Raw genomic sequence first — 23,380 nt, 5'->3', positions numbered from 1 at the left:
GGTGTAGCAACGAAGGGAATTTAGACGAAAAAAAACCTCGTCAGAGACGAGGTTTTTAAGGTGGTGCCCAGAGGCGGAATCGAACCACCGACACGCGGATTTTCAATCCGCTGCTCTACCGACTGAGCTATCTGGGCAAGGTGTAACAGGGTTGTAAATTCGAGGCTAATACTGGGAAAAGAAACGAATATAAAAAGTGGTGCCCAGAGGCGGAATCGAACCACCGACACGCGGATTTTCAATCCGCTGCTCTACCGACTGAGCTATCTGGGCAATCATTAACAACGGGGCGTATTAAACGAATTTTAGCCTTTATCGTCAACCTATTTTTTCAAAAAATTCATTTAATTCAATCTGTTAGCCATTAAGAGAGCAGGAATTTCAAGTTGCCTGATCAATGGCCCCCCAAGGAAGCAAATTTAGCAGTCAAAAAACAGTTAGTTCATCGTGCTCTTTGCAAAGGACGCCAGCCAGCCGTGGATGGCGTTGTTTTAATCTTCCTCAGGTATGTAGCCATCGGCTTGGTCGTAACTTTCTCCGCTCATATAAGCCTTTAGCTGTTCTGTGAGGTAGCTGCGATGTTGCTTATCCATCAGGCTCAGACGCTTCTCATTAATTAGCCGAGTCTGGTGCTGTAGCCAGCCGTCCCAAGCTTCTTGCGAGATACTGTTGTAAAGCTCCTGGCCGAGTGCGCCGGGCATCGGCGGTCGAGTTAACCCAGGAAGTTCTCGTTTTAATTTCTGGCAGTGAATTAGTCTACTCATTTGATTAGCGGTGCCTCCGAGAACAGCATACTTAAAATTCGCTCAACCGGGCGAGCGATACCTACTTGTGCAGGAAAGGCTGGATGATACCAAACCCCGCTCGTTTCAGCCACATGACTAGCATCTGAGATGCTAACTAGAAGCGGTTTCATGTGTAGTTTGAAATGACTGAAAGCATGCTCGATAGTGCTGAGCTCTTTGGCATTAGGTGGCTGCAGTATTAGCGCGGAATAGGATTCGAGTTCACTGGGGTCGGCAACTTCCGGAAAGCAATGAAGTCCCCCCCAGATCCCTGTTGGCGGACGTTTTTCCAGCCAAACTGAGCCATCTGGACGCTGGAGTAGCAGTGGGTAGCTTACTCTAGTTGGCGTCACCTTCTTAACTTTTTTATTGGGATAGTTGGTTTGCGTTTGCTGTTGTTTTGCAATGCAATGAGTCTTGACGGGACAGCGTTCACAATCGGGCTTTGAACGCGAGCAGGTTGTTGCACCCAAATCCATAATCGCCTGAGTGTAGTCGGCGCAGCGAGAAGCGGGCGTGGTTGCCTCCGCTAGTGTCCAAAGCAATTTCTCGGTGGCGCGGATACTTGGATGACCCTCAACAGCGAACACTCGGCAGAGTACTCGCTTAACATTGCCGTCCAGAATGGCTGCGTGCTGACCTTGGGCGATACTGGCAATTGCGCCGGCGGTAGAGCGACCAATTCCGGGGAGCTCGCTAAGTGCTTCAACGCCAATTGGGAAAGCGCCCTGATGTTCCAGGCATACTATCTGCGCACAGCGATGTAAGTTTCGGGCGCGAGCGTAATAACCTAATCCACTCCATAGGTGAAGTACATGATCGATTGGGGCGGCGGCGAGTTCACTAACAGTGGGGAACTCATCGAGGAATTTGAGATAGTAAGGGATGACTGTTTTTACCTGAGTTTGCTGAAGCATAATTTCAGAGAGCCAGACCCGATAGGCAGTCTTGCTTTGCTGCCAGGGAAGGTCCTTACGACCTACCTCGTCATACCATGATAAAACCGATTTGTAGAAGCTCGTTGCTTGATCGGGAGAGATTTCCGTTGTCATAGTTAGTACGCTGAATCATTTATTGAGTGGACGAGCCTAACAGAGGTGGCAAAATATGCTAAAAAGTTTTTTATCGAAGTGATCTTTTATGCAGGGACTAGCGAACAAAGCTCGGGCCAAAATTTTACTCGATTGTACATACAATTGAGTCATACTAATTACAATACATTCGACTACTTCAAACTGATGCATAGGTTATAATTGCTCAGTCGACAGGGGAGATAACTCATGCAGCGCAGCGCAACAGTCACGCGTAATACCAAAGAAACTCAGATTGAAGTAGAGCTAAATATTGACGGAACGGGTCAGGCAGATTTAGACACGGGCGTCCCTTTTCTTGATCATATGTTGGATCAAATAGCTCGCCATGGATTGTTCGATTTGCGAGTTAAGACCGTAGGGGATACCTATATTGATGACCACCACTCGGTAGAAGACACTGGTATCACAATTGGTCAGGCGCTAGCTCAAGCCGTTGGCGATAAAGTGGGTATCACTCGTTTTGGACATAGCTACGTGCCGCTAGATGAAGCGTTATCGCGAGTAGTGATTGATTTTTCTGGGCGTCCGGGGCTATTTTTGAATGCTGAATTTACCCGCGGGGCAATTGGACGTTTCGATACACAGCTAGTTTGGGAGTTTTTCCAAGGCTTTGTTAATCACGCCAATGTCACGCTCCATATTGATAACCTCAAAGGTCAGAATGCACACCACCAAGTCGAAAGTATTTTCAAAGCATTCGGTAAGGCTTTGAGAATGGCACTTACCGCCGATGCTCGCCAAGCGGGTCAGTTGCCATCAACCAAAGGTGCGTTGTAACTAGTTATGCAACGTATCGCTGTTATTGATTATGGTATGGGCAATTTGCACTCCGCCGCGAAAGCGCTGAGTGCTGTGGCCCCCAAAGATGAGATTGTGGTCACCGACGATAGCGCACTAATTAGCTCGGCGGATAGGATTGTCTTTCCAGGTGTTGGTGCAATTGGTGACTGTATGGCCGCCATCAAACATCACGGAGTGGATGAAATACTCCGCGCCGAATGGACCGCCAAGCCAATCCTTGCTATCTGCGTAGGTATGCAGGCGCTATTTGATCACTCTGACGAAAGCGGTGGCGTTGATTGTTTAGGGTTGCTCGGAGGATCGGTGAATTATTTTAATCGTTTCCCTTCGGTTAGCGATGCAGGCCTCAAAGTCCCTCACATGGGCTGGAATCAAGTGAAACAGATTGCTCATCCTCTCTGGGACGGGATTGATGATGAATCGAGGTTCTATTTTGTCCACAGTTACTTTGTTCAAGCTCAGGATAAAAACTTAGTGGTGGGGCAGACCGAATACGGTGAGCGCTGTGATGTGGCGGTGGCTACCGGCAATGTCTTTGCTGCGCAGTTTCATCCCGAGAAAAGTGGTAGAGACGGCCTTAAGTTATTAAGTAATTTTGTAAATTGGAGTATTTAGGTGTTAGTAATCCCAGCAATTGATTTGAAAGACGGCGCTTGCGTTCGTTTACTCCAAGGGCGAATGGAAGATGCCACGGTGTTCTCAGATGACCCGCTAGCCACAGCGTCTCGTTGGGTAGAAGAGGGCTGTCGTAGACTTCACTTGGTTGATTTGAATGGCGCCTTCGAGGGCAAGCCGGTGAACCATGACGCTATTACCTCCATCGCCAACGCCTACCCGAAATTACCCATCCAAATTGGCGGTGGTATCCGTGATTTAAAGACTATTGAGGCTTATCTTAGTGCTGGAGTAAGCTACGCCATTATTGGCACTCAAGCGGTGGTGGATCCCGATTTTGTTACTCAGGCGTGTAAAGAGTTTGCAGGCCATATTATTGTTGGTCTAGATGCCAAAGATGGCTGGGTTGCTACGGATGGTTGGGCGAAGACGTCAGATGTGAAGGCCACGGATCTCGCTAAGCGCTTCAGAGACGATGGAGTTGAATCAATTGTCTACACAGATATTGCGCGTGACGGAATGATGCAAGGCGTTAACATTGAGCAGACGGCCGCAATGGCCGACGTAGGTATCCCTGTTATTGCTTCTGGCGGCGTTAGTCACATTAACGATATCCAGGCCATCTTAAATCGCCAGCATCGTGGCATAGTGGGCGCTATTTCAGGGCGTGCAATCTACGAAGATAAATTGAATCTTCGCGATGCTCAGCAGTTGTGTGATGAGTTCAGATAATGGCATTAGCTAAGCGAATCATACCCTGTTTAGATGTTGAAAACGGGCGCGTCGTGAAGGGTGTCAACTTTGTGGGTATCCGAGACGCGGGTTGTCCGGTAGAGATCGCCCGGCGCTATAATCACGAAGGCGCTGACGAGATTACCTTCCTGGATATTACCGCCACTCACGAGGCTCGCGATACGACCTATAAGACCGTAGAGACCATTGCAGGAGAAGTCTTTATCCCGTTGACCGTAGGTGGTGGGGTAAGAACAGTAGATGACATTCGCCGTTTGCTCAATTGTGGGGCGGATAAAGTGAGCATAAATTCCGCCGCGATCAAAACGCCCGACTTGGTAGACAACGCTTCCGCGAAGTACGGCGCCCAATGTATTGTTGTAGCAATTGATGCAAAGCGAGTTGCCAGCCCAGACGGTCAGCTAAAGTGGGAGATATTTACTCACGGTGGTCGCAAGGCGACCGGAATCGATGCGCTCTGGTGGGCAGAGCAAATGGCCGCCCGCGGTGCTGGTGAGCTCCTTGTGACGAGTATGGATAGAGACGGTACGCGTGATGGTTTTGACCTACCGTTGATGAAAGCCATTAATTCACGCGTCAATGTGCCCACTATTGCCTCAGGAGGGGTTGGAAATCTTCAGCATCTAGTAGACGGGGTGCTTGAAGGAGGCTCCGATGCAGTACTTGCCGCGAGTATCTTTCACTTTGGGGATTATCGTATAGCTGACGCTAAGCGCGCACTCTCTGACGCAGGCATTGAAGTCCGACTTTAATCTTCTCATTCTCAAATAGTGAACATAGACGTTCGTCAGTTTGGAAAAATTGGCAGGATTGCTTTGTTTGCCGCCTACGAACAATTTCATCCTTCGGTTCATCAATTGTTATAGCTACATGTAGCTATAACAATTCAGGAAATTTGTACCATGCTCTAGGTTCGGAGGTGGACCTATGACACAGCTATATTTTGTTTCTCAGAATGATGAATCAATTCTTTGGGCGGATCGAAAACTACGCGATCTTGGCCTTGAAGACCATCAAATCGAACTGTATCGAACACCGGAAAAACCCAAACCAACACTTCACAACTTTCTTCACAGTTATTGGTTTAGATATGGTTTTGCGGGCCTAGCTATAGGGTTGCTCCTAAGCGTGGCGCTCTACGCGTTAATTCCAGCCGCTTTTCTGGAAACGGTTGGGTGGGGCTTTTTTATTCCGATAGCTGCGCTAATTGTAGGGCTAGCCACTTGGGAGGGTTCTTTCATTGGTGTACAGCGTTCATTCCAAACGGTTCAGCGGCTTACTTCTGCGCTGACGAAGGGCTATGAGGCTGTGGGTGTGGAGATTGAGGAGAAGGAGATAGCTACGGTTATCTCAGCGCTGAATAACCGTAGCGACATCAAATTGCTCTGAGAAGAAATCTAAGCAACGCGACCAGGGCCGAACCACTTCGAGAACTGTTTCGGGTTGGTCGCTGCAAAGCTTAGATACTCATTTAGTCCAGCTCGAGCCGCCTCAATGGTATCAAATGGACCGATATTCACGCTTTCGCGGGTACGAAAGAACCAAAATTCGTTCTCCGTGTAAAAGCGGCTTGGAATAGCTACCAGATTAGACATTGGAAATCCCTCTATATCAACTTCACACATCGTGTGTGACTTACATCCCCATTACGCTAATTGTAGCGACTTGGTTGAGTTTAAAGTGCGAACCGCGTCACTAAAATGGATATTGCTTTCTCGAAATATCCTTAGCATTGTGGCCACGCCACGCCACGCCACGCCACGCCACGCCACGCCACGCCACGCCACGCCACGCCACGCCACGCCACGCCACGCCACGCCACGCCAAGCGCTTAGCGAATGGGCTACTCAGGTGTTGAGTTCACGGCGCTATTGGCGATCATGCCTTGCATAATGTTCAGTGCACTGAAGAGCTGATTATCGCGCTTGAATAGTGACGTTGCGGCTTCGGTGGTTGAGTCATTGAGTCGTTCTCGCTCGCCATAGTCTTCTTGGCCTTCGCCGTTGGCGAGGTGGCCGCTAAGATCGGCCTCGGACGGCCACAGGTTACGAGGTTGGACCGCTTCCACGCGCGCTCGCTCTACTACTACGTCGGGTAATATCCCGTAGGCTTGAATCGAGCGGCCATTCGGCGTGAAGAAAAGAGCTGTGGTCAGTTTGACCGCTGTGGTTTCGCTGATGGGTACAACGGTTTGCATCGATCCCTTGCCGAAACTCCGCGTGCCAACTAACAGCGCACGGTTATAGTCCTGTAGTGCGCCGGCAACAATCTCTGACGCCGACGCTGAGCCCTCATTGATAAGGACAATGATTGGCCTACCGTCAATAAAATCAGGAGTAGTACCAGACAGGCGTAACTGGTTGGCGGCCATTTGACCTTCGGTATAAACAATCAGGCTTGGCGGCAGAAAGAGGTCGGCCATATCTCTGGCAGCATTAACCACACCACCTGGGTTGTTGCGCAAGTCCAAAATAATGCCGTCAACAGACAATTCTATGAGCGCCGTGATGGCGGCTTTTACTTCTGCCCCTGAATCCTCTTGAAACTGGCTGACCCGAATATAGCCAATATTGTCGCGAAATACCTGGTGCCTGACACTCGGGACATTGATTCGCGCTCTTTCAATCGCTACCTCGATGAGGCCTTCTGAGCCCTCGCGAATAATCTGTAACGTTACTGTAGAGCCAGGTTCACCACTTAGGGCATCAATGGCCTCCTCAACGCCGAGTTCACGAACGGTCTCATCATCAATTTGCACAATGAGATCGCCAGCTTGGATGCCGGCCGCCGCGGCGGGGGTCTCATCGATAGGTGTGATAACTCTAACGCCTGAGCCCTCACCAACAATCTCTACACCAATACCACCATAGCCGCCTTCAGAGCTATTGCGAAGGTCGACAAAGTCATCGGCATCCAGATAGCTTGAGTGGGGGTCAAGATTACTCAGCAGCCCCTTTATGGCATTCTCTAGCATGGTTTTATCGTCGAGTTCACTCACGTAGTTAACCCGAATCTGTTCATATATTGCCGTGAATCGCCTCAGCTCTTCCATGGGAAACTCAGCCTCTACAGCTGGGTCGACCGTTGGTTCTTCGGCTAGAGCCCCAGCACAGCTGAGCAGAGCGATAGTTAGAGCGATAAAACGATTCATAGTGTTGTTCCTAATTTGAAAGCCAGCGTCGAGGGTTTATAGCTTTGCCGTTATGTCTTATTTCGAAGTAGAGCGCAGTCTCGTCTAAGCCGCCGCTATTACCTACGGTGGCGATGACCTCTCCGGCTTCGACCCATTCGCCAACGGATCGTAAGAGACTTTGATTGTGTGCATAAAGAGTAAGATAGCCGTCGCCATGATCTAGCGCCATTAATAGCCCCTGACCACTTAACCAATTAGCGTAGACTACCCGGCCATAGGCAACGGCAGTCACTTCATCGCCCATGCGAGCGAGGAATCTATGCCCTTGCCACTTGATCGAGCCCTGGCGTGTTTGACCGAAGCGATTGATAACACTACCTGCAACGGGGCTAGGAAGTTGACCCTGCAATTCTGCAAAGGGAATCCGAGAGGCGGGAGGCTGAAGCGACGCAATCGCTCGTTCTAGCTCGCGAACCACTTGTTCGAGTTGCGCGCGCTCGGCAGTGAGTTGCTCTAGTTGTGAGCCGGAGGTGGATATTTTTTCGGCAAGTTCAATTCGGCTGCGCTCCCGTTGAGCCTGGCTGCTCCTTAGCTGCGTCAAACCATTATTAACTTCCGTACGGCGTTGACTTACCTCACTAAGATTACGAATACGCTGGCGTTCGATGCTTTGTAATTCCAGTAGTTCCGCTTGGTAGGCTAGAAACGCTTGTTGCTGTGCTTCGTTGAGAATTTCGAAATGGGTGATTTGACGCTGCTGTGCTGCTGGTTCCGCTGACAATAGCGCCGCGAGGCCATTGCTATCTCTATTACGCCACGCCTGTCGAAAGACACTCGCCATTTCTTGTTCGGTTTGGCGAAGTTGGTTTTGGGCCAGCGTCTGTGCCTCCAAGGTTTCCTCGAGTGCCTGTTGGGCGCTGTTGAGGTTGTTTGAAAGGCTACGCAGTTGAACCGCTAAACGGCTGACGGCTTGTTCGTCCTCAGCAAGCTGTGCTTCGACCTCGCCTAGAGAGCCTCGATCAGATTGCAACGCAGCTTGAAGCTCTGCGATGCGGAGCTCGAGTGCCGCTAGCGCAGCCTGTTCATCGTCGGATTCTGCCCAGCTAAATGAAGCGCTAAAGACACTTAAACAGATAATGAATACCAGTGATCGCATAGTTGGAATGAGCTTTTATTAAGATACCTTAATGTACCTTACTCGGTGTTGCTTTGTCAGTGCCTAAGCGAAACAAATCATTGCATTGAATACTTAACCTCTGCCCGTTATAGTGCGTGTTCTAGATAAGTAGTACGGTAGAGAATGGTACTACAGCCTTTTTGATAGTTTGGAGTGATAGTCCGTGGATCATTTTTTTATCTTCATTAGTCAGCAGTGGATGCTGGTCAGTGCGCTAATGGTGCTGATATACCTGTTTGCAATGAATGAACGTAACCGTGGCGGTACGCTGGTTAATCATCATCAGCTGGCTACTTTGGTGAATTCACGTGACGCCGTTGTGGTGGACTTACGTGATAAAAAAGAGCGCAAATCAGGTTTTATTGTTGATTCCAAGCACATTAGTTTCAGTCAGTTTGACGCAAAGATGGCTGAATTGGAGCAGGATAAAGACAAGCCGATTATCCTGGTAGACAAGATGGGGCAGCACACTGGAAGTATTGGTCTCAAGCTAAAAAAAGCGGGTTTTGAGGTATTTCGACTCAATGGCGGAATTGCTGAGTGGAAAAATTCAAATTTACCTTTAGTAAAGGGTTGAAACTGATTTGAGCCGTCCCCATATCTCTTAACAGAGCAAGGATGAATTGCTTTGCTTCCTCATTAAACCTTCTAGTAGTGGGTTGGGGAGCGGCATTCGATTCGAGTAGGGACCGCTAGCAAGGCGCTAACAGGCTAAAAGCTGGTTGGTGACCTCAACAACAGACTCACCCTTTGGTGGATAAATACAATAATCGACACGAGTCGAAATAAGAGAGTTAGGTAATTATCATGGCAGACAACGAGAATACAGTAGCGGTAAACCCAGAGGCCGCAGGATCAGAAGCACCACAGCAGCAGTTCGTCATGCAGCGCATTTACGTTAAGGATATCTCCTTTGAAGCACCACAGGGTGCAGAAGCGTTCAAAAAGCAGTGGCAGCCAGCTATCAAGCAAGATATCAATACGGCTTCAACCAAGCTTGATGAAAAGAACCATGAGGTTGTCCTCACGCTTACCGTTACTGCGGAAATTGACGATGAAACAGTTTTTCTGATTGAGATTAAGCAGGCTGGTATTTTCTTCATCGATGGATTAGAAGGTGTTCAACTGGCGCAAACACTTGGCGCAGTATGTCCGAACATTCTTTTCCCGTATGCGCGTGAAGCCATCGATAGCATGGCAGTACGAGGCTCCTTCCCGCCTGTGCAGCTACCACCCATCAACTTTGATGGCTTGTTCCAGCAAGCGGTCGCTCAGCGTGCAGCGCAGGCTCAAGCTGAAGCGCAAGCAGCGCCAGAGCAATAAGCATCGCGATGGCGATCAAGGAACCCAGCTTTTTAGCTGGGTTTTTTTTGCCGTGAATATTGCAACCAGAATCAGCTTTTGCCGCCCTTAGCTTTTAATTAAGTACTTAATGCATACGGCGATTATGAGCGCAGCTCCGCGAGCTTACGCGTTAGCGTATTTCTACCCCAGCCAATAAGTTCTGCTGCTTCGACTTTACGGCCATCGGTAGCTGCCAAAGCTTGGTCAATCAAAGCCTTCTCTACTTCACTCACGTAAACCTTAGATAGCTGTCTTTTCCCTTCGAGGAGATCCTTTCTAATTGCCGCTACTAACAAATCTTGCCATGGTTGAGCGCCATTGATTTGTTTTGGCGCAGCGGATTGGCCGGTGAGTTCCGGAGGCAGGTCATTGATATGAACTTCTCTACCTGGCGCCATAACGGTAATCCATCGGCACGTATTTTCGAGCTGCCTTACGTTGCCACTCCAGGGTAATTGCTCAAGAAACAAGGCGGTCTCGGGAAGAAGTACCTTGCATTCAGTTTGAAGTTCTCGTGAGGCTTGTAGCAGGAAGTGATCAGCCAAAGCTGGGATATCACTGGCTCGGTCCGCGAGCTTTGGAATATGAACACGAATCACATTTAGCCGGTGAAAGAGATCCTCACGAAACCTATTTTGAGTGACCAGCTTTTCCAAGTCTTGGTGGGTGGCGGCAATAATACGCACATCCACGTTAACGGGTTGATGCCCCCCAACGCGATAGAATTCACCGTCGGCTAATACTCTAAGCAGACGCGTTTGAGTGTCGGCTGGCATGTCGCCAATTTCATCTAGGAAGAGAGTGCCGCCATTGGCCTGTTCGAAACGGCCTTTTCGTTGGCTCTGTGCGCCGGTGAAGGCGCCTTTCTCATGGCCAAAGAGTTCGGATTCAATCAGATCCTGAGGAATCGCTGCCATATTAAGGGCAATAAATGGCGCCTCTCGTCGGGGTGAATGACGATGCAAGGCTTTGGCTACCAATTCCTTACCAGTCCCGGACTCACCATTAATGAGGACGGTGATATTTGACTTGGCCAGTCTACCGATTGCTCGGAAGACCTCCTGCATAGCGGGTGCCTCGCCAATAATCTCCTTGGCGGCCGCGGTCTCGCTCGACGAGTTACTTTGCTGGTGCTCTTGGGCAACAGAGAGCGCACGCTTAACCATTGCCACGGACTCATCGAGGTCGAAGGGCTTTGGGAGGTAGTCAAATGCCCCGCCTTCATAGGAAGACACGGCGGAATCAAGATCCGAATGAGCGGTCATGATAATGACCGGAATATTTGGGTGTTGTTCATTGACGAGCTCCAACAGACCTAGGCCGTCGGTACCGGGCATGCGAATGTCTGAGATAATCACCGCCGGTGATTCATCTTCTAGTGTGTTCAACGCGTCGTCGGCACTGGCGAAGCTCTTAGTGATGATGTCAGCAGCACTCAAAGACTTTTCAAGTACCCAGCGAATTGACTTGTCATCATCAACGATCCAAACGGTTTCTTTAGGCATTGTCATCCTCAAGCGGTAGATAAATTAGGAAGTGGGTATCGCCGGGAACACTTCGGTATTCAATGGTACCGTTATGCTGGTGAATAATAGATTGAGTGATTGATAGTCCAAGTCCGCTACCCTGAGCTGAGCCACTTACCATGGGAAAGAAGAGGGTTTCCTTCAGCGCGTCGGGTACCCCTGGTCCGCAATCGGAGATGTCAATACAGACCATCATCTGTGCGTGCTTGGAGTCTACTCGGTGACGTTTAATAACCCGTGTTTTGATGTTGATTTCAGCGTCTGGAGTGTTCGCGTTGAGCATCGCCTCGGCGGCATTTCCCAATAAATTGAGCAATGCTTGGATCAGCTGTTCTTTATCCACCGCGATATCGGGGATGCTGGGATCGTAATCACGACTTATAAGCAGCTTTTCTTCGTGCTCTGAGCTAATGATGCCCAATGTTCTTTCAAGTAATTCGTGTAAGTTAAGTAATTGGAACTCAGGGGGACGGCGGGGACCGAGCATTCTATCTACTAGATTTCGAAGCCGATTAGCCTCTTCGATAATAATATTCGAGTATTCATGTAGGTCACTATCATCGTACTGGCGTTCCAGCAGTTGTGCTGCGCCAATGATGCCTCCTAGCGGGTTTTTGATTTCGTGTGCCATGCCGCGGATAATCGAGCGGCTGGTGGCGTGAGCTGCCTGCATTGCTTCCTCTTTCGAGATTTTTAGCCAGCGATCAATCTTTTCTACTTCGATCAAGAGCTCAGTGTGACTGCCGTTACTTAGTGGCGTAATGGTGTAGTCCACGACACAGGCGTCGCCAGTCATTAGTAGGGACCACTCGGCAGCGCGTTGAGAGATGACCTGGAGGTTAGCTACCGAGGTGCTCAGCTGTTTCTCAAGAGGAATTGGGCTCTCTACCACTAACGGTAAAGCAATATTATCGGCGCGAGTATTCGCTAAGCCGATGAGCATTTCGGCGGCTGGATTCAAAAACTTAATGTTGAGCTCGTCACTCAGAACGATGACGGCAACATTCAGGTTCTCAACCAAATGCTTGTAAAATTGGGATTGCTGTTGAATCACAAAGCCTGCCTCTCAGTAAGATTAACTGTAGTCAAGCAAGAACCGTGCACACTTTGACGCTAATGTTTTCGTGGGGCAAGGAAGTGCTTTGTGATTATTATGCACCATTTTGGTGCGTAAAGCATTAGTGCACTGGGATGTTAGTCTGGATTACGGCGCTGATTAGCTTAGCGAGAGGGCCCAAGCGCAGCTAGCTGCGCTTAGATTTTTAGTAGTGGTTAACTTCCGCCGGTGGGTAAATTAGTTATTCGTCGACTTGCCCGCTTCACGTGAACGGTTACCGCTATTGCCGTTGCGATGACTTCGCCATCGCTGTCTAGTGCTTCCGCCGTTAATACCAACTCCCCGCGGTAGAGTTGCTCTAAGACAAAGGTATTTTGATTTCCTTGGGCAATGGGGGAGCCGTTAGCCAGAAGACGGTAAGTGGTCTCGACTGGTGCGGATGGTGTGAGCGCAAGACTGACCGAGAGCGTTTCCTGTCCCATAGGTACGGTTGAGTCGTGTACGGGGCTAGTAATTGCCAAGCTATAGCTCACCGGCTCATCATCTTGAGTAGTATGAGGTGAACTGGCTGAAGACTCCTGCTGAGCGGTGGATTCGCCGGGTGTAGCAGGGTTGTAAACTACTATGTCTACCCGCTCTGCACCTTCGACTGGGGTATCAGAGTAGACAATATTGCCGTTGGCATCGCGATATTTATAGATATCAGCAGAGGTCGTCATGGCACAGAAGGTGCATGAAATAACGATTAACAACAGGCAAAGGGAGCGACTCATGAACTTATCTTCCTAAAGTGGTGATTTGGCGATTCATGCCATAGTGCTAGTTTGGGCTCAGATTCGATGGATGTCGAGTATTTGCTACTCACTATTGATGATGACTTTATCACAGACGAAAAAAAACGAGGCTAATTAGCCTCGTTTTTTGGTGGTTAAGTTAACTTATACTGAGTAGTACATGTCAAACTCAACAGGGTGTGGAGTCATCGCTAGGCGAGTCACTTCCTCATTCTTAAGCTCGATGAATGCATCGATCATGTCGTTGGTGAATACGCCACCGGCCGTCAAGAAATCACGATCCGCGTCGAGGGCAGCAAGTGCTTCGTCGAAGCTACCAGCAACAGTCGGGTAAGCCGCTGCTTCTTCTGGTGGAAGATCGTAAAGATCTTTGTCAGCTGCATCGCCAGGGTGGATCTTGTTCTTAATGCCGTCAAGGCCAGCCATCAACATTGCTGAGAACATGAGGTATGGGTTAGCTGTTGGGTCACCGAAACGAACTTCTACACGCTTAGCCTTCGGGCTAGGTACGAAAGGAATACGAATAGATGCAGAGCGGTTACGTGCTGAGTAAGCAAGCATAACCGGCGCTTCAAAGCCCGGTACAAGACGCTTGTACGAGTTAGTTGAAGCGTTTGCGAAAGCGTTAAGTGCTTTAGCGTGCTTGATGATACCGCCAATGTAGTAAAGAGCAGTTTCAGATAGTCCCGCGTACTCATCACCAGCGAACTGGTTAACGCCGTCTTTAGAGAACGACTGGTGCAAGTGCATACCAGAACCGTTGTCGCCAACTACCGGCTTAGGCATGAAAGTAGCTGTCTTGCCGTATGCATGCGCAACGTTGTGAACACAGTACTTAAGCATTTGAACTTCATCAGCCTTGCGAACTAGCGTGTTGAAACGAACACCGATTTCACACTGACCAGCGGTACCAACTTCGTGGTGGTGTACTTCAACTTCTAGGCCCATAGCTGTCATAGCTGAACACATCGCAGCACGGATATCATGCAGTGAGTCAACAGGTGCTACTGGGAAGTAACCGCCCTTAACACCAGGACGGTGGCCCATGTTACCGCCTTCGTAGTTTTTGCCGCTGTTCCAAGCTGCTTCTTCTGATTCGATCTCGTAGAAACAACCGCTCATGCTGTCGTTCCAGCGAATGCCGTCGAATACGAAGAATTCAGGCTCTGGTCCGAAGTAAGCAGTGTCGCCAAGACCGGTGCTTTCTAGGTAAGCTTCAGCGCGCTTTGCAACAGAACGTGGGTCGCGCTCGTAACCTTGCCCAGTGTTAGGCTCAACAATGTCACAACGAATAATTAGGGTAGGTTCGTCAGTGAACGGGTCCATTACAGCAGAGCTATCGTCAGGCATAAGGATCATGTCTGATTCGTTAATGCCCTTCCAGCCAGCAATTGAAGAGCCGTCGAACATTTTACCTTCTGTGAAGAAGTCATCGTTCAATTCGGTTACAGGGATAGAGACGTGCTGCTCTTTGCCGTGAGTATCCGTAAAACGTAGATCGATCCAAGTTACGTCATGCTCTTTAATGAGACCTAAAGTGTTATCTGCCATAAATTCCTCCGAATGGATAAAGGCGAACCAAGATGATTAGAGGGTTAGTCCAACACACCTTCTTTTTGGTTTATTTTAATATTGTTGCTACGCATTAAAGCAATTAGCGTGCCAGTTGTGGCAAGCGCGTAATTTTGGGGTGTGCAGCTTGCATCTACGAGAATGTAGATTGCTAATGCACTATATTGGTGCATTGCAAGGCGCTGCATGATCCCTAATTTGCACCATTATAGTGCGTTGAGGCGAGAGTGCTTAATTCCTTAGTCTAAACTGACATTTATGCCACTTGGGCGTGTGCTTTGGCAGACTTGCACTTATAATTAGAAAATATTTTTTACGGTCAGGTTCATCATGCAATTCGTCGTTAAGCTATTCCCCGAAATCACCATTAAAAGTAAGCCTGTTCGAAAGCAGCTGATCGCCAAGCTCCGAACCAATATTACGCGCTCGTTAAAGTTGATTGACCGCAGCGTGGTGGTTAAAAGTACTTGGGACAAATTAGACATCTTTACGGATGTTGATGAGGTTAAAGGGCGAGAGATGATCGATGTGCTGGCGCATATCGCCGGTATCGCTAATTTCATCGTGGTTAAGGAATACGAGTTTGTCGACTTAGATGACACTATTGAGAAGGTAGCCGAAGTAAACCGAGAGCGCCTGCGTGACAAGACCTTTGTTGTGCGTGTTAAACGCGTGGGGACTCATGATTTCAACTCCCATGAGGCCGAGCAAAAGATCGGCGGTGGGATTCTGGCCAAGCTTGAAACTGGCGGTGTTGATTTACATCATCCAGACGAAACGGTCCGTGTAGAGATTCGCAAGAAGCGTTTGTTTGTGGTTGAGCAGGTTATTCAGGGGCTGGGTGGTTATCCTATTGGCGGCTTGGATCCGGTACTAAGTCTCATCTCTGGAGGTTTTGACTCCACTGTATCTACCTACCTCACTATGAAGCGAGGCATGCCAACGCACTTTTGCTTCTTTAACCTGGGTGGCCGGGCTCACGAAATAGCGGTGAAAGAAGTCGCTTACTATCTTTGGGAGCGTTTCGGATCTTCGTATCGAGTCCGGTTCGTCAGTATTCCCTTTGAGGGCGTAGTGGACGAACTATTAACCAATGTGAATAATCGTTACATGGGTGTGATCCTTAAGCGGATGATGCTTCGCGCGGCAGCAGAGGTCGCTGAGCAACTTGAGATTGAAGCGTTAGTAACCGGCGAATCTGTTGCTCAGGTAAGCTCGCAAACATTGCGCAATCTTTCGGTTATTGACCAAGTGACAGACATGCTCGTACTTCGCCCGCTGGCGACCATGGATAAGACTGAAATTATTCGTACTTCGGCACACATCGGCACCGAGGAGTTTTCCAAGTCAATCCCTGAATACTGCGGCGTGATATCGGTTAATCCAACTACTCGCGCTAGGATGCACAAGGTTGAGATTGAGGAAGAGCGATTTAATTTTGAGGTGTTGAAAGAGGCTGTTGCTTCAGCTCGAAATGTGGGTATCGAATCCGTGGTACATGACGTACTTGAGGGATACGAAGAAGCCCCTGAGGTTGATCATGCAGAGGTAAATGAAGTTATTATTGATATTCGTCATCCTGATGAAGTTGATCTCCGACCAATAGATCTTGGCCCAGGACACTTGGAAATACCATTCTATGAGCTGTCAGCTAAGTTTCTTGAGCTCGATAGCAATCAGCGTTATTTACTCTACTGTGACCGTGGCGTGATGAGCGGGCTTCATGCTCAGCAGTTGTTAGCGGATGGCTATCAAAATGTTGCGGTCTATCGCCCGGCAGCTAGTTGAGCTAAGTATAGCTAAGTGGGTTGTAGTATCTTAGTGTTTAGTTGCTACAACCTTCCCATGATACCTATTAGCCACCCTCTGGCGTTTCAGGTCTTCCCACTTCAATCTGCTCCTCGGGGCTAAATCTTAACGGCGTTGCCTTCACCGTCACCCCATCAAGCTGCAACGAAGCAGGCTCCTCAATATGCCGAGAGCGCTGTTCTTCAATAGGCGTCTCAATAGTGGTAGCAATCTGCGGTAAGGCAAATTCCAGTTCTGGTGATGGCACGTAGGTGTCGGGTAGATTTGGCTCTATCGAAGGAAATTGTAAGCGGTACACGCCGAAGCCGTCGGGACCAACAGCTAGATAGCGCGCGTTAAGTGTCGCGTTGGCGGCAATATAGTGTTGAAAACGCGGGTCTGAATGCGTTGCAAAGCCGGCGTTGAGTTGGAAGAAGGACGGCACCGCGGCGAATTGCCAATGTTGTTCGAGTGGAATGGAAACGCCTGCGACATTAGCCGCCTCAAAGGTTCGAATGAGCTGTTCCTGTAGGGAGCTACCAGCACGATGAATGAGGTCAATCTCAATGTTTGGAAAGCTCTGTTGAATTCGTGCTAGCTGGCTGTCCTCAACAACCAAGAGGATTGAGTCCAGTGAAAATAGCGCTTGGTCATAGGGCGAAACTCGAATGCGATGGTCATGCGCCGAAAAGGCAGCACAGTCATTGCTATACCGAGGAGACTTCGAGAGGTCTATCTCGTAGGACATGCCACTAACATCGACAAAATTTGCCGGTGAGAATTCCTTACTTAGTAATGGTTGGGCATCATCGCGAGCTCTGCTGAGCTGGAGGTATTGACCAGCGGAACACTCTAACACCTCTACCACTAAGGCCGGCGGAACTCGGACAATGTTTAATTTACCGTTGCGAGGAAAGATGCCGGCGGCCTGACGGTAGGTTACCACACCAGTAGGAATCCAAGTATAAGCCTCTGGATTGTTACCGTTATCACCCACTAACGGCGGTGACACTAAGGATAGCAACGGTGTTGAGTCCTCTAGCGTGAGCTGCTTGGAGGCATAGTCAAGTTGTACTTGATGTAACAGCTGAGTGGCTGTGTCCGTTTGGAGCTGCGCCAGAAGACTACTCAAGCTTTGATTGGTTCTACCAATGGGTCGGTTGGCAAAGTGGCGAGTCTTTCGATGGGCATCGGCTAGTCGAAGGCTTAGCCCTTTGTACTCTACGACATTTCGGCCAGGTCTTTGAACGGAGCGGATCTCTACCTGTGAGCGACCAACGGTCCAGCTACCACGATCCTTGCGAAGCCATAAATCGATCACACCTACTTGTTGTCCTGCTCGTTGAGTTGCTACCGCAGGTGTGCCAAAAATCTTCCCGTGAACGGCGTCAACTCGATAGGGCGTTTGCAGAGCTGGGTTCGGAAAATTACCGTTAGTTTGATTGAATATAATGGCATCAACCAGGGGTTCTCTGGCGAGTGACTCAAGGACGTTTCGTTGAGTGGGCAGACTCGAGTCAACGGCTGAGAGAGAGGTGTGAGCCAGGACAATAATCACATCAGCACCAGCTGCTCTTAATCGTGGTAGTTCTTCACGAGCTGACGCGAGGATGGAGCGAGTTTCTACTCGAGATTGCAGCGCGTTGTCTTGGCGGAGTGAGTTGGGATCCGTAAAGCCAATGTAACCAATGTTGACACGATGAATGTTTCCGGCGATGTCTCGCAGCTGCCGCGACTCGATATACCAAGGCTTCAAGAGGTGTGGGCCGCGTTGACCGTTGATACCGCGGCGATAGAGATTGGCGCTAACAATAGGCAGATTACTAAGTGATGCCGAGTGCATCAGATAGTCAAGGCCGTAATAGAAGTCACTATCTCCCAGTGCTGCAGCGTTGAAGTCTAGGTGGTCAAGGGCTTGGTAGGCGGGATGTCCGCCATTTGCTTGAGTGAAAGTTTGCTGCGCAGCCCAGGCTGCCATGGGGCTGCCTTTGAGTAGATCTCCAGAGTCTACGGTTACGCTGTTATCTGATTCGCTCCTTGCCATTCGAATAAGGGTGGCGGCTCGAGCTAGGCCGAATTCATCGGTCTCTTGATCAGCGATATAGTCATAGGATAGCAGCTGGCCGTTTAGATCACCGGTACTGATGATCCGCAACTGCACAGGGGCGGAAGCAATGCTGTGGAGCGATAAAAATAGTAAGCTGAAGAGCGCAATGCGTAACAATCTATTCTTCCAGTATGAGCGAGTGAATGAAACCCTGATGGTTGTTAGTAAGGCGCGCTATTAATGAAATTTATGCGTGCCAACTGAGTGAATTTTATCACACTAAGCGTGCTGTTGATAAGACAGTCAAAACGTTGGAAGGTTTCCTGTGGTAAGTATTTTCACGGGTACGACCGTTTCCACACTGGCTTTGAAGGAAAAGTTTTAGCGGTTCAGCTTCTAGCTTATCAACGGGTTGAAATTAGCCTTGAAGGTCAGCGCCGAGACGGAGTTCACGGCGCTGAACAGTGGAGTCTTGAGAGGAGTCTTTAATTAGGAACTAGCCCGTTTTAGTTCGGTTGCTGAGCTCTGATGGCTAATCCGAATGTTGAAGATGCCGTAGCAAATGGCAATCAGTGGATTGAGCAGACAGAAGAAGCAAAATAGTAAATACTCGAGCGTTGGTACGCCGAGTGTGCCGGCCATAAATACGCCACACGCCCCCCAGGGGACCAAGGGCGAAGTAATCGTGCCGCCATCCTCGAGGGTGCGGGTTAAGTTCTCAGGCTTTAGTCCTCGCTTCTCGTATTCATCCTTCCACATCTGTCCGGGTAGTACCAGTGAAAGATATTGGTCTCCGGTAAGCATGTTAACGGTGACCGAGGTGCCAATCGTAGTGGCAATGAGCGAGCCAGTTCCGCGAATAATGGCGCGCAGCTTATTTAATAGGTATTGAATATAACCGGTGGCGCTCAAGGTTGCTGAAAGCATCATTGAACAGAGAACTAACCACACCATGAAGACCATTGACTCCATGCCGCCGCGAGATAGCAGATCATCGAGTTCTTTAACTCCCGTTTCAATCAAAAAGCCATCGTAGATCACCTTCCATAGGGTCATAAGCATGGAACCATCGGCCCCATAAAGTAGTGTGATGGTTCGAAGAATTAGCTCGTACTGAGTGATGAAGCTGACGATAACGGCTAAACCTACGCCCGCCGAAATAGCGAGTAGTGCAGGTTGTTGTTTGTAACTCATATACAGCAGCGCGAGGATAGGCAGTGTGTTGAGTAAACTGAGGTTAAACTGTTGGTCCAGGGTGCGCTGCATAAGCTCAATCTTGTCGCCTAAGTCAGCCGGTAGCTCCGAGGCAAGGCCAATCATAAAAAATGCCGCTAGGCTAATAGCAAAGCTGGGGCCGGATACCCAGATCATATGCCGAATATGAACGAATAGATCCGCACCGCCTATCGCTGAGGCCAGGTTGGTCGTTTCGGATAGGGGTGACATTTTGTCACCAAAGTACGCACCAGAAATAATTGCACCGGCGGCAATCGGTAGTGATAAATCGAAGCCCATCGCTACGCCAATGAGTGCCACGCCAACCGTAGCCGCCGTGGTCCACGAGCTGCCGGTACACAGTGCAACCAAAGCCGTGAGTAAACAGGCTAGCGGATAGAAGAAGGTAGGCGAGAGCATACCTAAACCATAATAAAGTAGCGTTGGGACAGCTCCGGAAATCATCAATCCAGCAATGAGGCAACCAACCGCTAAAAATATGATCAGGGGCATTACAGCGCGGCCAACAGTAGCTACAATGGTATCTTCGATGTCATCCCAGCTAAGCCCATTCTTAACCCCGATTAGACCGGTGCAGATGGCGCTAAAAAAAAGGGCAACTTGGGTAGCGCCCGCGAGTGAATCAGCACCAAAGGTGGCAATCGCTCCCCCGATGAAAAAGATGATCAACAACGTGATGAATAGGGCGTCCCATCCGTTGACTATTTTTCTTGGCATAGCAGTTTCCTTATAGTTGGTTTTAGTCAATCATACTTGCCGCTATTAATCGAGCGCCGAGAAGACATTTGCCCGCCCCAAGAAGCTGGACGAGCTGAAAACGTTATATTTACAGAGATAAGGAGTTACGCATGACGCAAAACTGCGGTCAGGCGATGGTGAAGTTACTGGAAAGCTACGGTGTAGATACCGTTTTTGGTATTCCCGGCGTACACAATTTAGAGCTGTATAGAGGGTTGGCTGAATCCCCTATCCGCCACGTCCTGTCTCGACACGAGCAGGGGGCTGGCTTTATGGCTGATGGTTATGCGCGAACCACTGGGAAGGCGGGTGTAGCATTCGTGATTACCGGACCTGGCGTTAGCAATATTGCCACCGCGATAGGGCAGGCGTTTTCCGATTCAATTCCCATGCTGGTGGTTTCAAGTGTTAATGAATCTTGGAGCTTGGGCAAGGGTGCCGGAAGGTTGCATGAGTCGAAGGAACAACTGGACTTTACCCGGCCGGTGACGGCGCTATCGGCGAGAGCGTCGTCTCCCAGCGAAGCGGAGCAGCTGATTCATCAAGCTTTCGCAATCTTTTCTTCAGCACGACCGCGGCCGGTGCATATTGAGGTGCCATTGGATATCTTAGCACTGCCTGTGACGGAAATGTGGACGGCGAAAGAACTCCCCCAGCGTCCAGCGCACCTAGTAGAGCTGGAACGCGCGCTAGCACTAGTGAATTCTGCTAAGAAACCCATGATCATCGCCGGTGGCGGCGCTGTTGTCGCGGCGGCGGAATTACAGCAACTGGCCGAGACCATTGCTGCCCCCGTGTTTACTTCGGTTGCGGCGAAGGGAGTATTACCAAGCACTCATTCGCTGCTGGCGGGGTCCTTGCTCTGTGTAGAGCCCGGTTGGCAGATGATTGCCGAAGCCGATTGCGTGATCGCCGTAGGAACTGAGTTGGCGGATACGGACTTCTGGCGCGACCGCATCGAAATAAGCGCTAACTTGATTCGTATTGATGTGGACCCAGAGAAGATGACCGGGATTTATCCCGCCAAGGTTGCCATGGTAGCCGACTCGGTCATCACGCTGCGCGCCCTGAATAATCAGTTGGCCGTCCGAGAAAAGGCGGCGGCTGAGGAGCGGGTGAGACAATTGAGGGCGGCATTGCAAGACAACTTGCCATTGATGTATCAATCTCATCAACAGGTGTTAGCCGCTATTCGCGACGGCTTGTCGCCGGCCACTGTGATCAGTACTGACATGACGCAATTGGCTTACTCTGGAAATATCTTCTATTCGGTAGAACAACCTAATAAATGGCTCCACCCAACGGGCTACGGGACCTTGGGTTACGCGCTACCCAGCGCAATTGGCGCCGCGATTGGCGAACCGTTACCTGTGGTGGTGTTAGTGGGAGACGGTGGTTTGCAATACACCATTAATGAGCTCGCCACGGCGGCGGAATATCTATCCGAGCAGAGTTTCATTGTGTTGATGTGGAATAACAGTCGTTTAGGGCAGATTTGGGACGACATGGAATTGCGAAATATTGAGCCGGTTGCGGTCGCGATGCATAACCCTGACTTCGAACTCCTTGCGCGGGGCTACCATTTTGGTTATCAAAAGATCAGTCAAATGAGTGAGATAGCGGCAACGTTGCAGCGCCTTCAAGCCGAATCCGGCTGTTGGTTTGTGGAGTTAGATGCCAATGCTTTGGAGCAACGAGATTAATGAAGTTTTCTAGTCTGACCCAGCGCATTGCCTCCGAAGGTGCCGCAGCATGGGATATTCACTACCGAGCTATGGCGCGTCAACAGGCCGGTGAGGATATCGTGGTCCTTTCAGTGGGTGACCCCGATGTGGATACCCCCGCGTTAATTAAGTCGGCGGCAATCCAGTCCATTCAGGAAAATGAGTCTCATTACACCGATTGCCAGGGTGAACTTGAGCTTCGAACAATGATTTCTCAGTGGGAATCGAAGCGCCGTCAACGTACTGTTTTGACAGAGCAAATTGTGGTGCAGGCAGGTGCACAATGCGGCCTCTTCAGTGTGGCTCAGTGTCTCTTTGAGCCAGGCGATAATGTCATCATTCCCGAGCCAATGTACATCACCTACGAGGCCGTATTTCGTGCGGCTCAAGCTGAAATTCGAGGTTCCGCACTTCAAGCTGAGCGAAATTGGGCGATTGACCTTGAGGATATCGAGTCGAAGATTGATGAGCGCACTCGCGCCATTGTGATTAATACACCTAATAACCCAACGGGTGCAATGCTCTCTTCGAGGGATTGGCAGAAGCTTGCTCAGCTAGCTGTCACGCACAAGATATGGCTTATTGTAGATGAGGTTTATAGTGAGTTGGTCTACGAGGGTGAACATGTCTTACCACTTGAGCTGGACGGAATCGATCAGCACTTGATTACCATTAACTCGCTCTCTAAGTCACATGCGATGACGGGGTGGCGTTTAGGTTGGGTAACCGGGCCAATTCAGCTCGCGGAGCACCTAAGTAATCTGGCGTTGTGTATGCTTTACGGTATGCCAATGTTTATACAACGTGCAGCCGAAGTGGCGTTTAGCGAGCATGCTTCCATTACTCAAGTAATGCGAGAGACTTACCGCGCTCGACGCGATGTTGCCGTGGCGACTTTGCGAGCCGCGGGTATACCCTTGCCGTTTATTCCGCCAGCGGGCATGTTTTTAATGTTAGATATTCGGCCAACCGGTCTTAGCGCACAAGGCTTTGCCGAACAGTTATTAGATCAAGAAGGGGTCTCGGTGCTGGTCGGGGATGCCTTCGGGACTTCAGCCTCGGGTTTTGTTCGCTTGAGTTTCTGTGTGTCACGAGCTGATATGGAGCGAGCGATTCAGCGATTGAGCCGTTTCTACCTGCGGCAAACAGAAACTTAGCACCCACGCCTAATCTCGATTAGGCTTAGCTAACACGGA

At 49.7% G+C, this 23,380-nt stretch carries 22 protein-coding genes and 2 tRNA genes; 11 read left to right on the top strand and 13 right to left on the bottom strand.

Annotation, left to right across the window (positions count from 1 at the left end):
- Window positions 1–61 precede the first annotated feature (61 nt).
- The 4 genes from DFR27_RS08105 to mutY all read right to left on the bottom strand — a co-directional run bounded on the left by DFR27_RS08105 (window position 62) and on the right by mutY (window position 1,837).
- A tRNA-Phe gene (locus DFR27_RS08105) sits at window positions 62–137 on the bottom strand.
- A 60-nt stretch (window positions 138–197) separates the two neighbouring features.
- Window positions 198–273: transfer RNA gene (locus DFR27_RS08100), tRNA-Phe, on the bottom strand.
- Between the two features lie 218 nt (window positions 274–491).
- Window positions 492–764, bottom strand: coding sequence for an oxidative damage protection protein (locus DFR27_RS08095; RefSeq protein WP_121876944.1), 273 nt, complete (start codon window positions 762–764; stop codon window positions 492–494).
- Window positions 761–1,837, bottom strand: a complete 1,077-nt coding sequence (gene mutY / locus DFR27_RS08090; RefSeq protein ID WP_121876943.1) for an A/G-specific adenine glycosylase — start codon at window positions 1,835–1,837, stop codon at window positions 761–763. The genes DFR27_RS08095 and mutY overlap by 4 nt, the downstream gene beginning before the upstream one ends.
- Before the next feature lie 228 nt (window positions 1,838–2,065).
- Here mutY and hisB point away from each other — a divergent pair, with 228 nt between their 5' ends.
- The 5 genes from hisB to DFR27_RS08065 all read left to right on the top strand — a co-directional run bounded on the left by hisB (window position 2,066) and on the right by DFR27_RS08065 (window position 5,437).
- Window positions 2,066–2,656: an imidazoleglycerol-phosphate dehydratase HisB gene (gene hisB, locus DFR27_RS08085; protein ID WP_121876942.1), complete on the top strand. Its 591-nt coding sequence runs from the start codon at window positions 2,066–2,068 to the stop codon at window positions 2,654–2,656.
- 6 nt (window positions 2,657–2,662) lie between these two features.
- A complete protein-coding gene (gene hisH, locus DFR27_RS08080) occupies window positions 2,663–3,295 on the top strand; it encodes an imidazole glycerol phosphate synthase subunit HisH (RefSeq protein ID WP_121876941.1) in 633 nt (210 codons plus the stop codon).
- Window positions 3,296–4,027 carry a 1-(5-phosphoribosyl)-5-[(5-phosphoribosylamino)methylideneamino]imidazole-4-carboxamide isomerase gene (gene hisA / locus DFR27_RS08075; RefSeq protein ID WP_121876940.1) on the top strand — a complete coding sequence of 244 codons (732 nt, stop codon included), beginning with the start codon at window positions 3,296–3,298 and terminating at the stop codon, window positions 4,025–4,027.
- Entirely contained in the window at window positions 4,027–4,800 is a 774-nt protein-coding gene (gene hisF / locus DFR27_RS08070) for an imidazole glycerol phosphate synthase subunit HisF (RefSeq protein WP_121876939.1), read from the top strand. Before hisA ends, hisF begins: the two co-directional genes overlap by 1 nt.
- Before the next feature lie 175 nt (window positions 4,801–4,975).
- Window positions 4,976–5,437: a hypothetical protein gene (locus tag DFR27_RS08065; protein WP_121876938.1), complete on the top strand. Its 462-nt coding sequence runs from the start codon at window positions 4,976–4,978 to the stop codon at window positions 5,435–5,437.
- An 8-nt stretch (window positions 5,438–5,445) separates the two neighbouring features.
- Here the strand turns inward: DFR27_RS08065 and DFR27_RS08060 are convergent, their stop codons facing one another.
- The 3 genes from DFR27_RS08060 to DFR27_RS08050 form a co-directional block, all read right to left on the bottom strand.
- Window positions 5,446–5,643, bottom strand: coding sequence for a DUF6316 family protein (locus DFR27_RS08060; protein WP_211327598.1), 198 nt, complete (start codon window positions 5,641–5,643; stop codon window positions 5,446–5,448).
- 248 nt (window positions 5,644–5,891) lie between these two features.
- Window positions 5,892–7,199 carry a S41 family peptidase gene (locus tag DFR27_RS08055; protein ID WP_121876936.1) on the bottom strand — a complete coding sequence of 436 codons (1,308 nt, stop codon included), beginning with the start codon at window positions 7,197–7,199 and terminating at the stop codon, window positions 5,892–5,894.
- A gap of 10 nt (window positions 7,200–7,209) precedes the next feature.
- Entirely contained in the window at window positions 7,210–8,337 is a 1,128-nt protein-coding gene (locus DFR27_RS08050; RefSeq protein WP_121876935.1) for a murein hydrolase activator EnvC family protein, read from the bottom strand.
- A 184-nt stretch (window positions 8,338–8,521) separates the two neighbouring features.
- Between DFR27_RS08050 and DFR27_RS08045 the strand changes: the two genes are divergently transcribed.
- Together DFR27_RS08045 and secB are read left to right on the top strand one after the other, a co-directional pair.
- On the top strand, window positions 8,522–8,935 hold the full coding sequence (locus DFR27_RS08045; RefSeq protein ID WP_245962632.1) for a rhodanese-like domain-containing protein: 414 nt from the start codon (window positions 8,522–8,524) through the stop codon (window positions 8,933–8,935).
- A 230-nt stretch (window positions 8,936–9,165) separates the two neighbouring features.
- Window positions 9,166–9,681, top strand: a complete 516-nt coding sequence (gene secB, locus DFR27_RS08040) for a protein-export chaperone SecB (RefSeq protein WP_121876934.1) — start codon at window positions 9,166–9,168, stop codon at window positions 9,679–9,681.
- A 122-nt stretch (window positions 9,682–9,803) separates the two neighbouring features.
- Here the strand turns inward: secB and ntrC are convergent, their stop codons facing one another.
- The 4 genes from ntrC to glnA form a co-directional block, all read right to left on the bottom strand.
- A complete protein-coding gene (gene ntrC, locus DFR27_RS08035; RefSeq protein WP_211327597.1) occupies window positions 9,804–11,207 on the bottom strand; it encodes a nitrogen regulation protein NR(I) in 1,404 nt (467 codons plus the stop codon).
- Window positions 11,200–12,282 (bottom strand): nitrogen regulation protein NR(II), encoded by a 1,083-nt coding sequence (gene glnL, locus DFR27_RS08030; protein ID WP_121876932.1) that lies wholly within the window; start codon window positions 12,280–12,282, stop codon window positions 11,200–11,202. Before glnL ends, ntrC begins: the two co-directional genes overlap by 8 nt.
- A 218-nt stretch (window positions 12,283–12,500) precedes the next feature.
- A complete protein-coding gene (locus tag DFR27_RS08025) occupies window positions 12,501–13,058 on the bottom strand; it encodes a DUF4124 domain-containing protein (protein WP_121876931.1) in 558 nt (185 codons plus the stop codon).
- A gap of 165 nt (window positions 13,059–13,223) precedes the next feature.
- Window positions 13,224–14,630, bottom strand: coding sequence for a glutamate--ammonia ligase (gene glnA / locus DFR27_RS08020; RefSeq protein WP_121876930.1), 1,407 nt, complete (start codon window positions 14,628–14,630; stop codon window positions 13,224–13,226).
- 351 nt (window positions 14,631–14,981) lie between these two features.
- On the opposite strand from glnA, the gene thiI reads away from it, so the two are divergent.
- On the top strand, window positions 14,982–16,439 hold the full coding sequence (gene thiI / locus DFR27_RS08015) for a tRNA uracil 4-sulfurtransferase ThiI (protein WP_121876929.1): 1,458 nt from the start codon (window positions 14,982–14,984) through the stop codon (window positions 16,437–16,439).
- A 67-nt stretch (window positions 16,440–16,506) separates the two neighbouring features.
- Here thiI and DFR27_RS08010 read toward each other — a convergent pair whose 3' ends face one another.
- On the bottom strand, window positions 16,507–18,663 hold the full coding sequence (locus DFR27_RS08010) for a 5'-nucleotidase C-terminal domain-containing protein (RefSeq protein WP_121876928.1): 2,157 nt from the start codon (window positions 18,661–18,663) through the stop codon (window positions 16,507–16,509).
- Window positions 18,664–18,750: 87 nt separating this feature from the next.
- Here DFR27_RS08010 and DFR27_RS12660 point away from each other — a divergent pair, with 87 nt between their 5' ends.
- On the top strand, window positions 18,751–18,975 hold the full coding sequence (locus DFR27_RS12660) for a hypothetical protein (protein ID WP_121876927.1): 225 nt from the start codon (window positions 18,751–18,753) through the stop codon (window positions 18,973–18,975).
- Here the strand turns inward: DFR27_RS12660 and nhaC are convergent, their stop codons facing one another.
- A complete protein-coding gene (gene nhaC / locus DFR27_RS08000) occupies window positions 18,976–20,439 on the bottom strand; it encodes a Na+/H+ antiporter NhaC (protein ID WP_121876926.1) in 1,464 nt (487 codons plus the stop codon).
- Window positions 20,440–20,570: 131 nt separating this feature from the next.
- Here nhaC and DFR27_RS07995 point away from each other — a divergent pair, with 131 nt between their 5' ends.
- Window positions 20,571–22,163, top strand: coding sequence for a 5-guanidino-2-oxopentanoate decarboxylase (locus DFR27_RS07995; RefSeq protein WP_121876925.1), 1,593 nt, complete (start codon window positions 20,571–20,573; stop codon window positions 22,161–22,163).
- Window positions 22,163–23,341: a pyridoxal phosphate-dependent aminotransferase gene (locus DFR27_RS07990; protein ID WP_121876924.1), complete on the top strand. Its 1,179-nt coding sequence runs from the start codon at window positions 22,163–22,165 to the stop codon at window positions 23,339–23,341. Before DFR27_RS07995 ends, DFR27_RS07990 begins: the two co-directional genes overlap by 1 nt.
- Window positions 23,342–23,380: the final 39 nt, after the last annotated feature.

Source organism: Umboniibacter marinipuniceus (assembly GCF_003688415.1).
Taxonomy (GTDB): Bacteria; Pseudomonadota; Gammaproteobacteria; order Pseudomonadales; family DSM-25080; genus Umboniibacter; species Umboniibacter marinipuniceus.
This window is presented reverse-complemented; position numbering and strand designations above follow the sequence as displayed.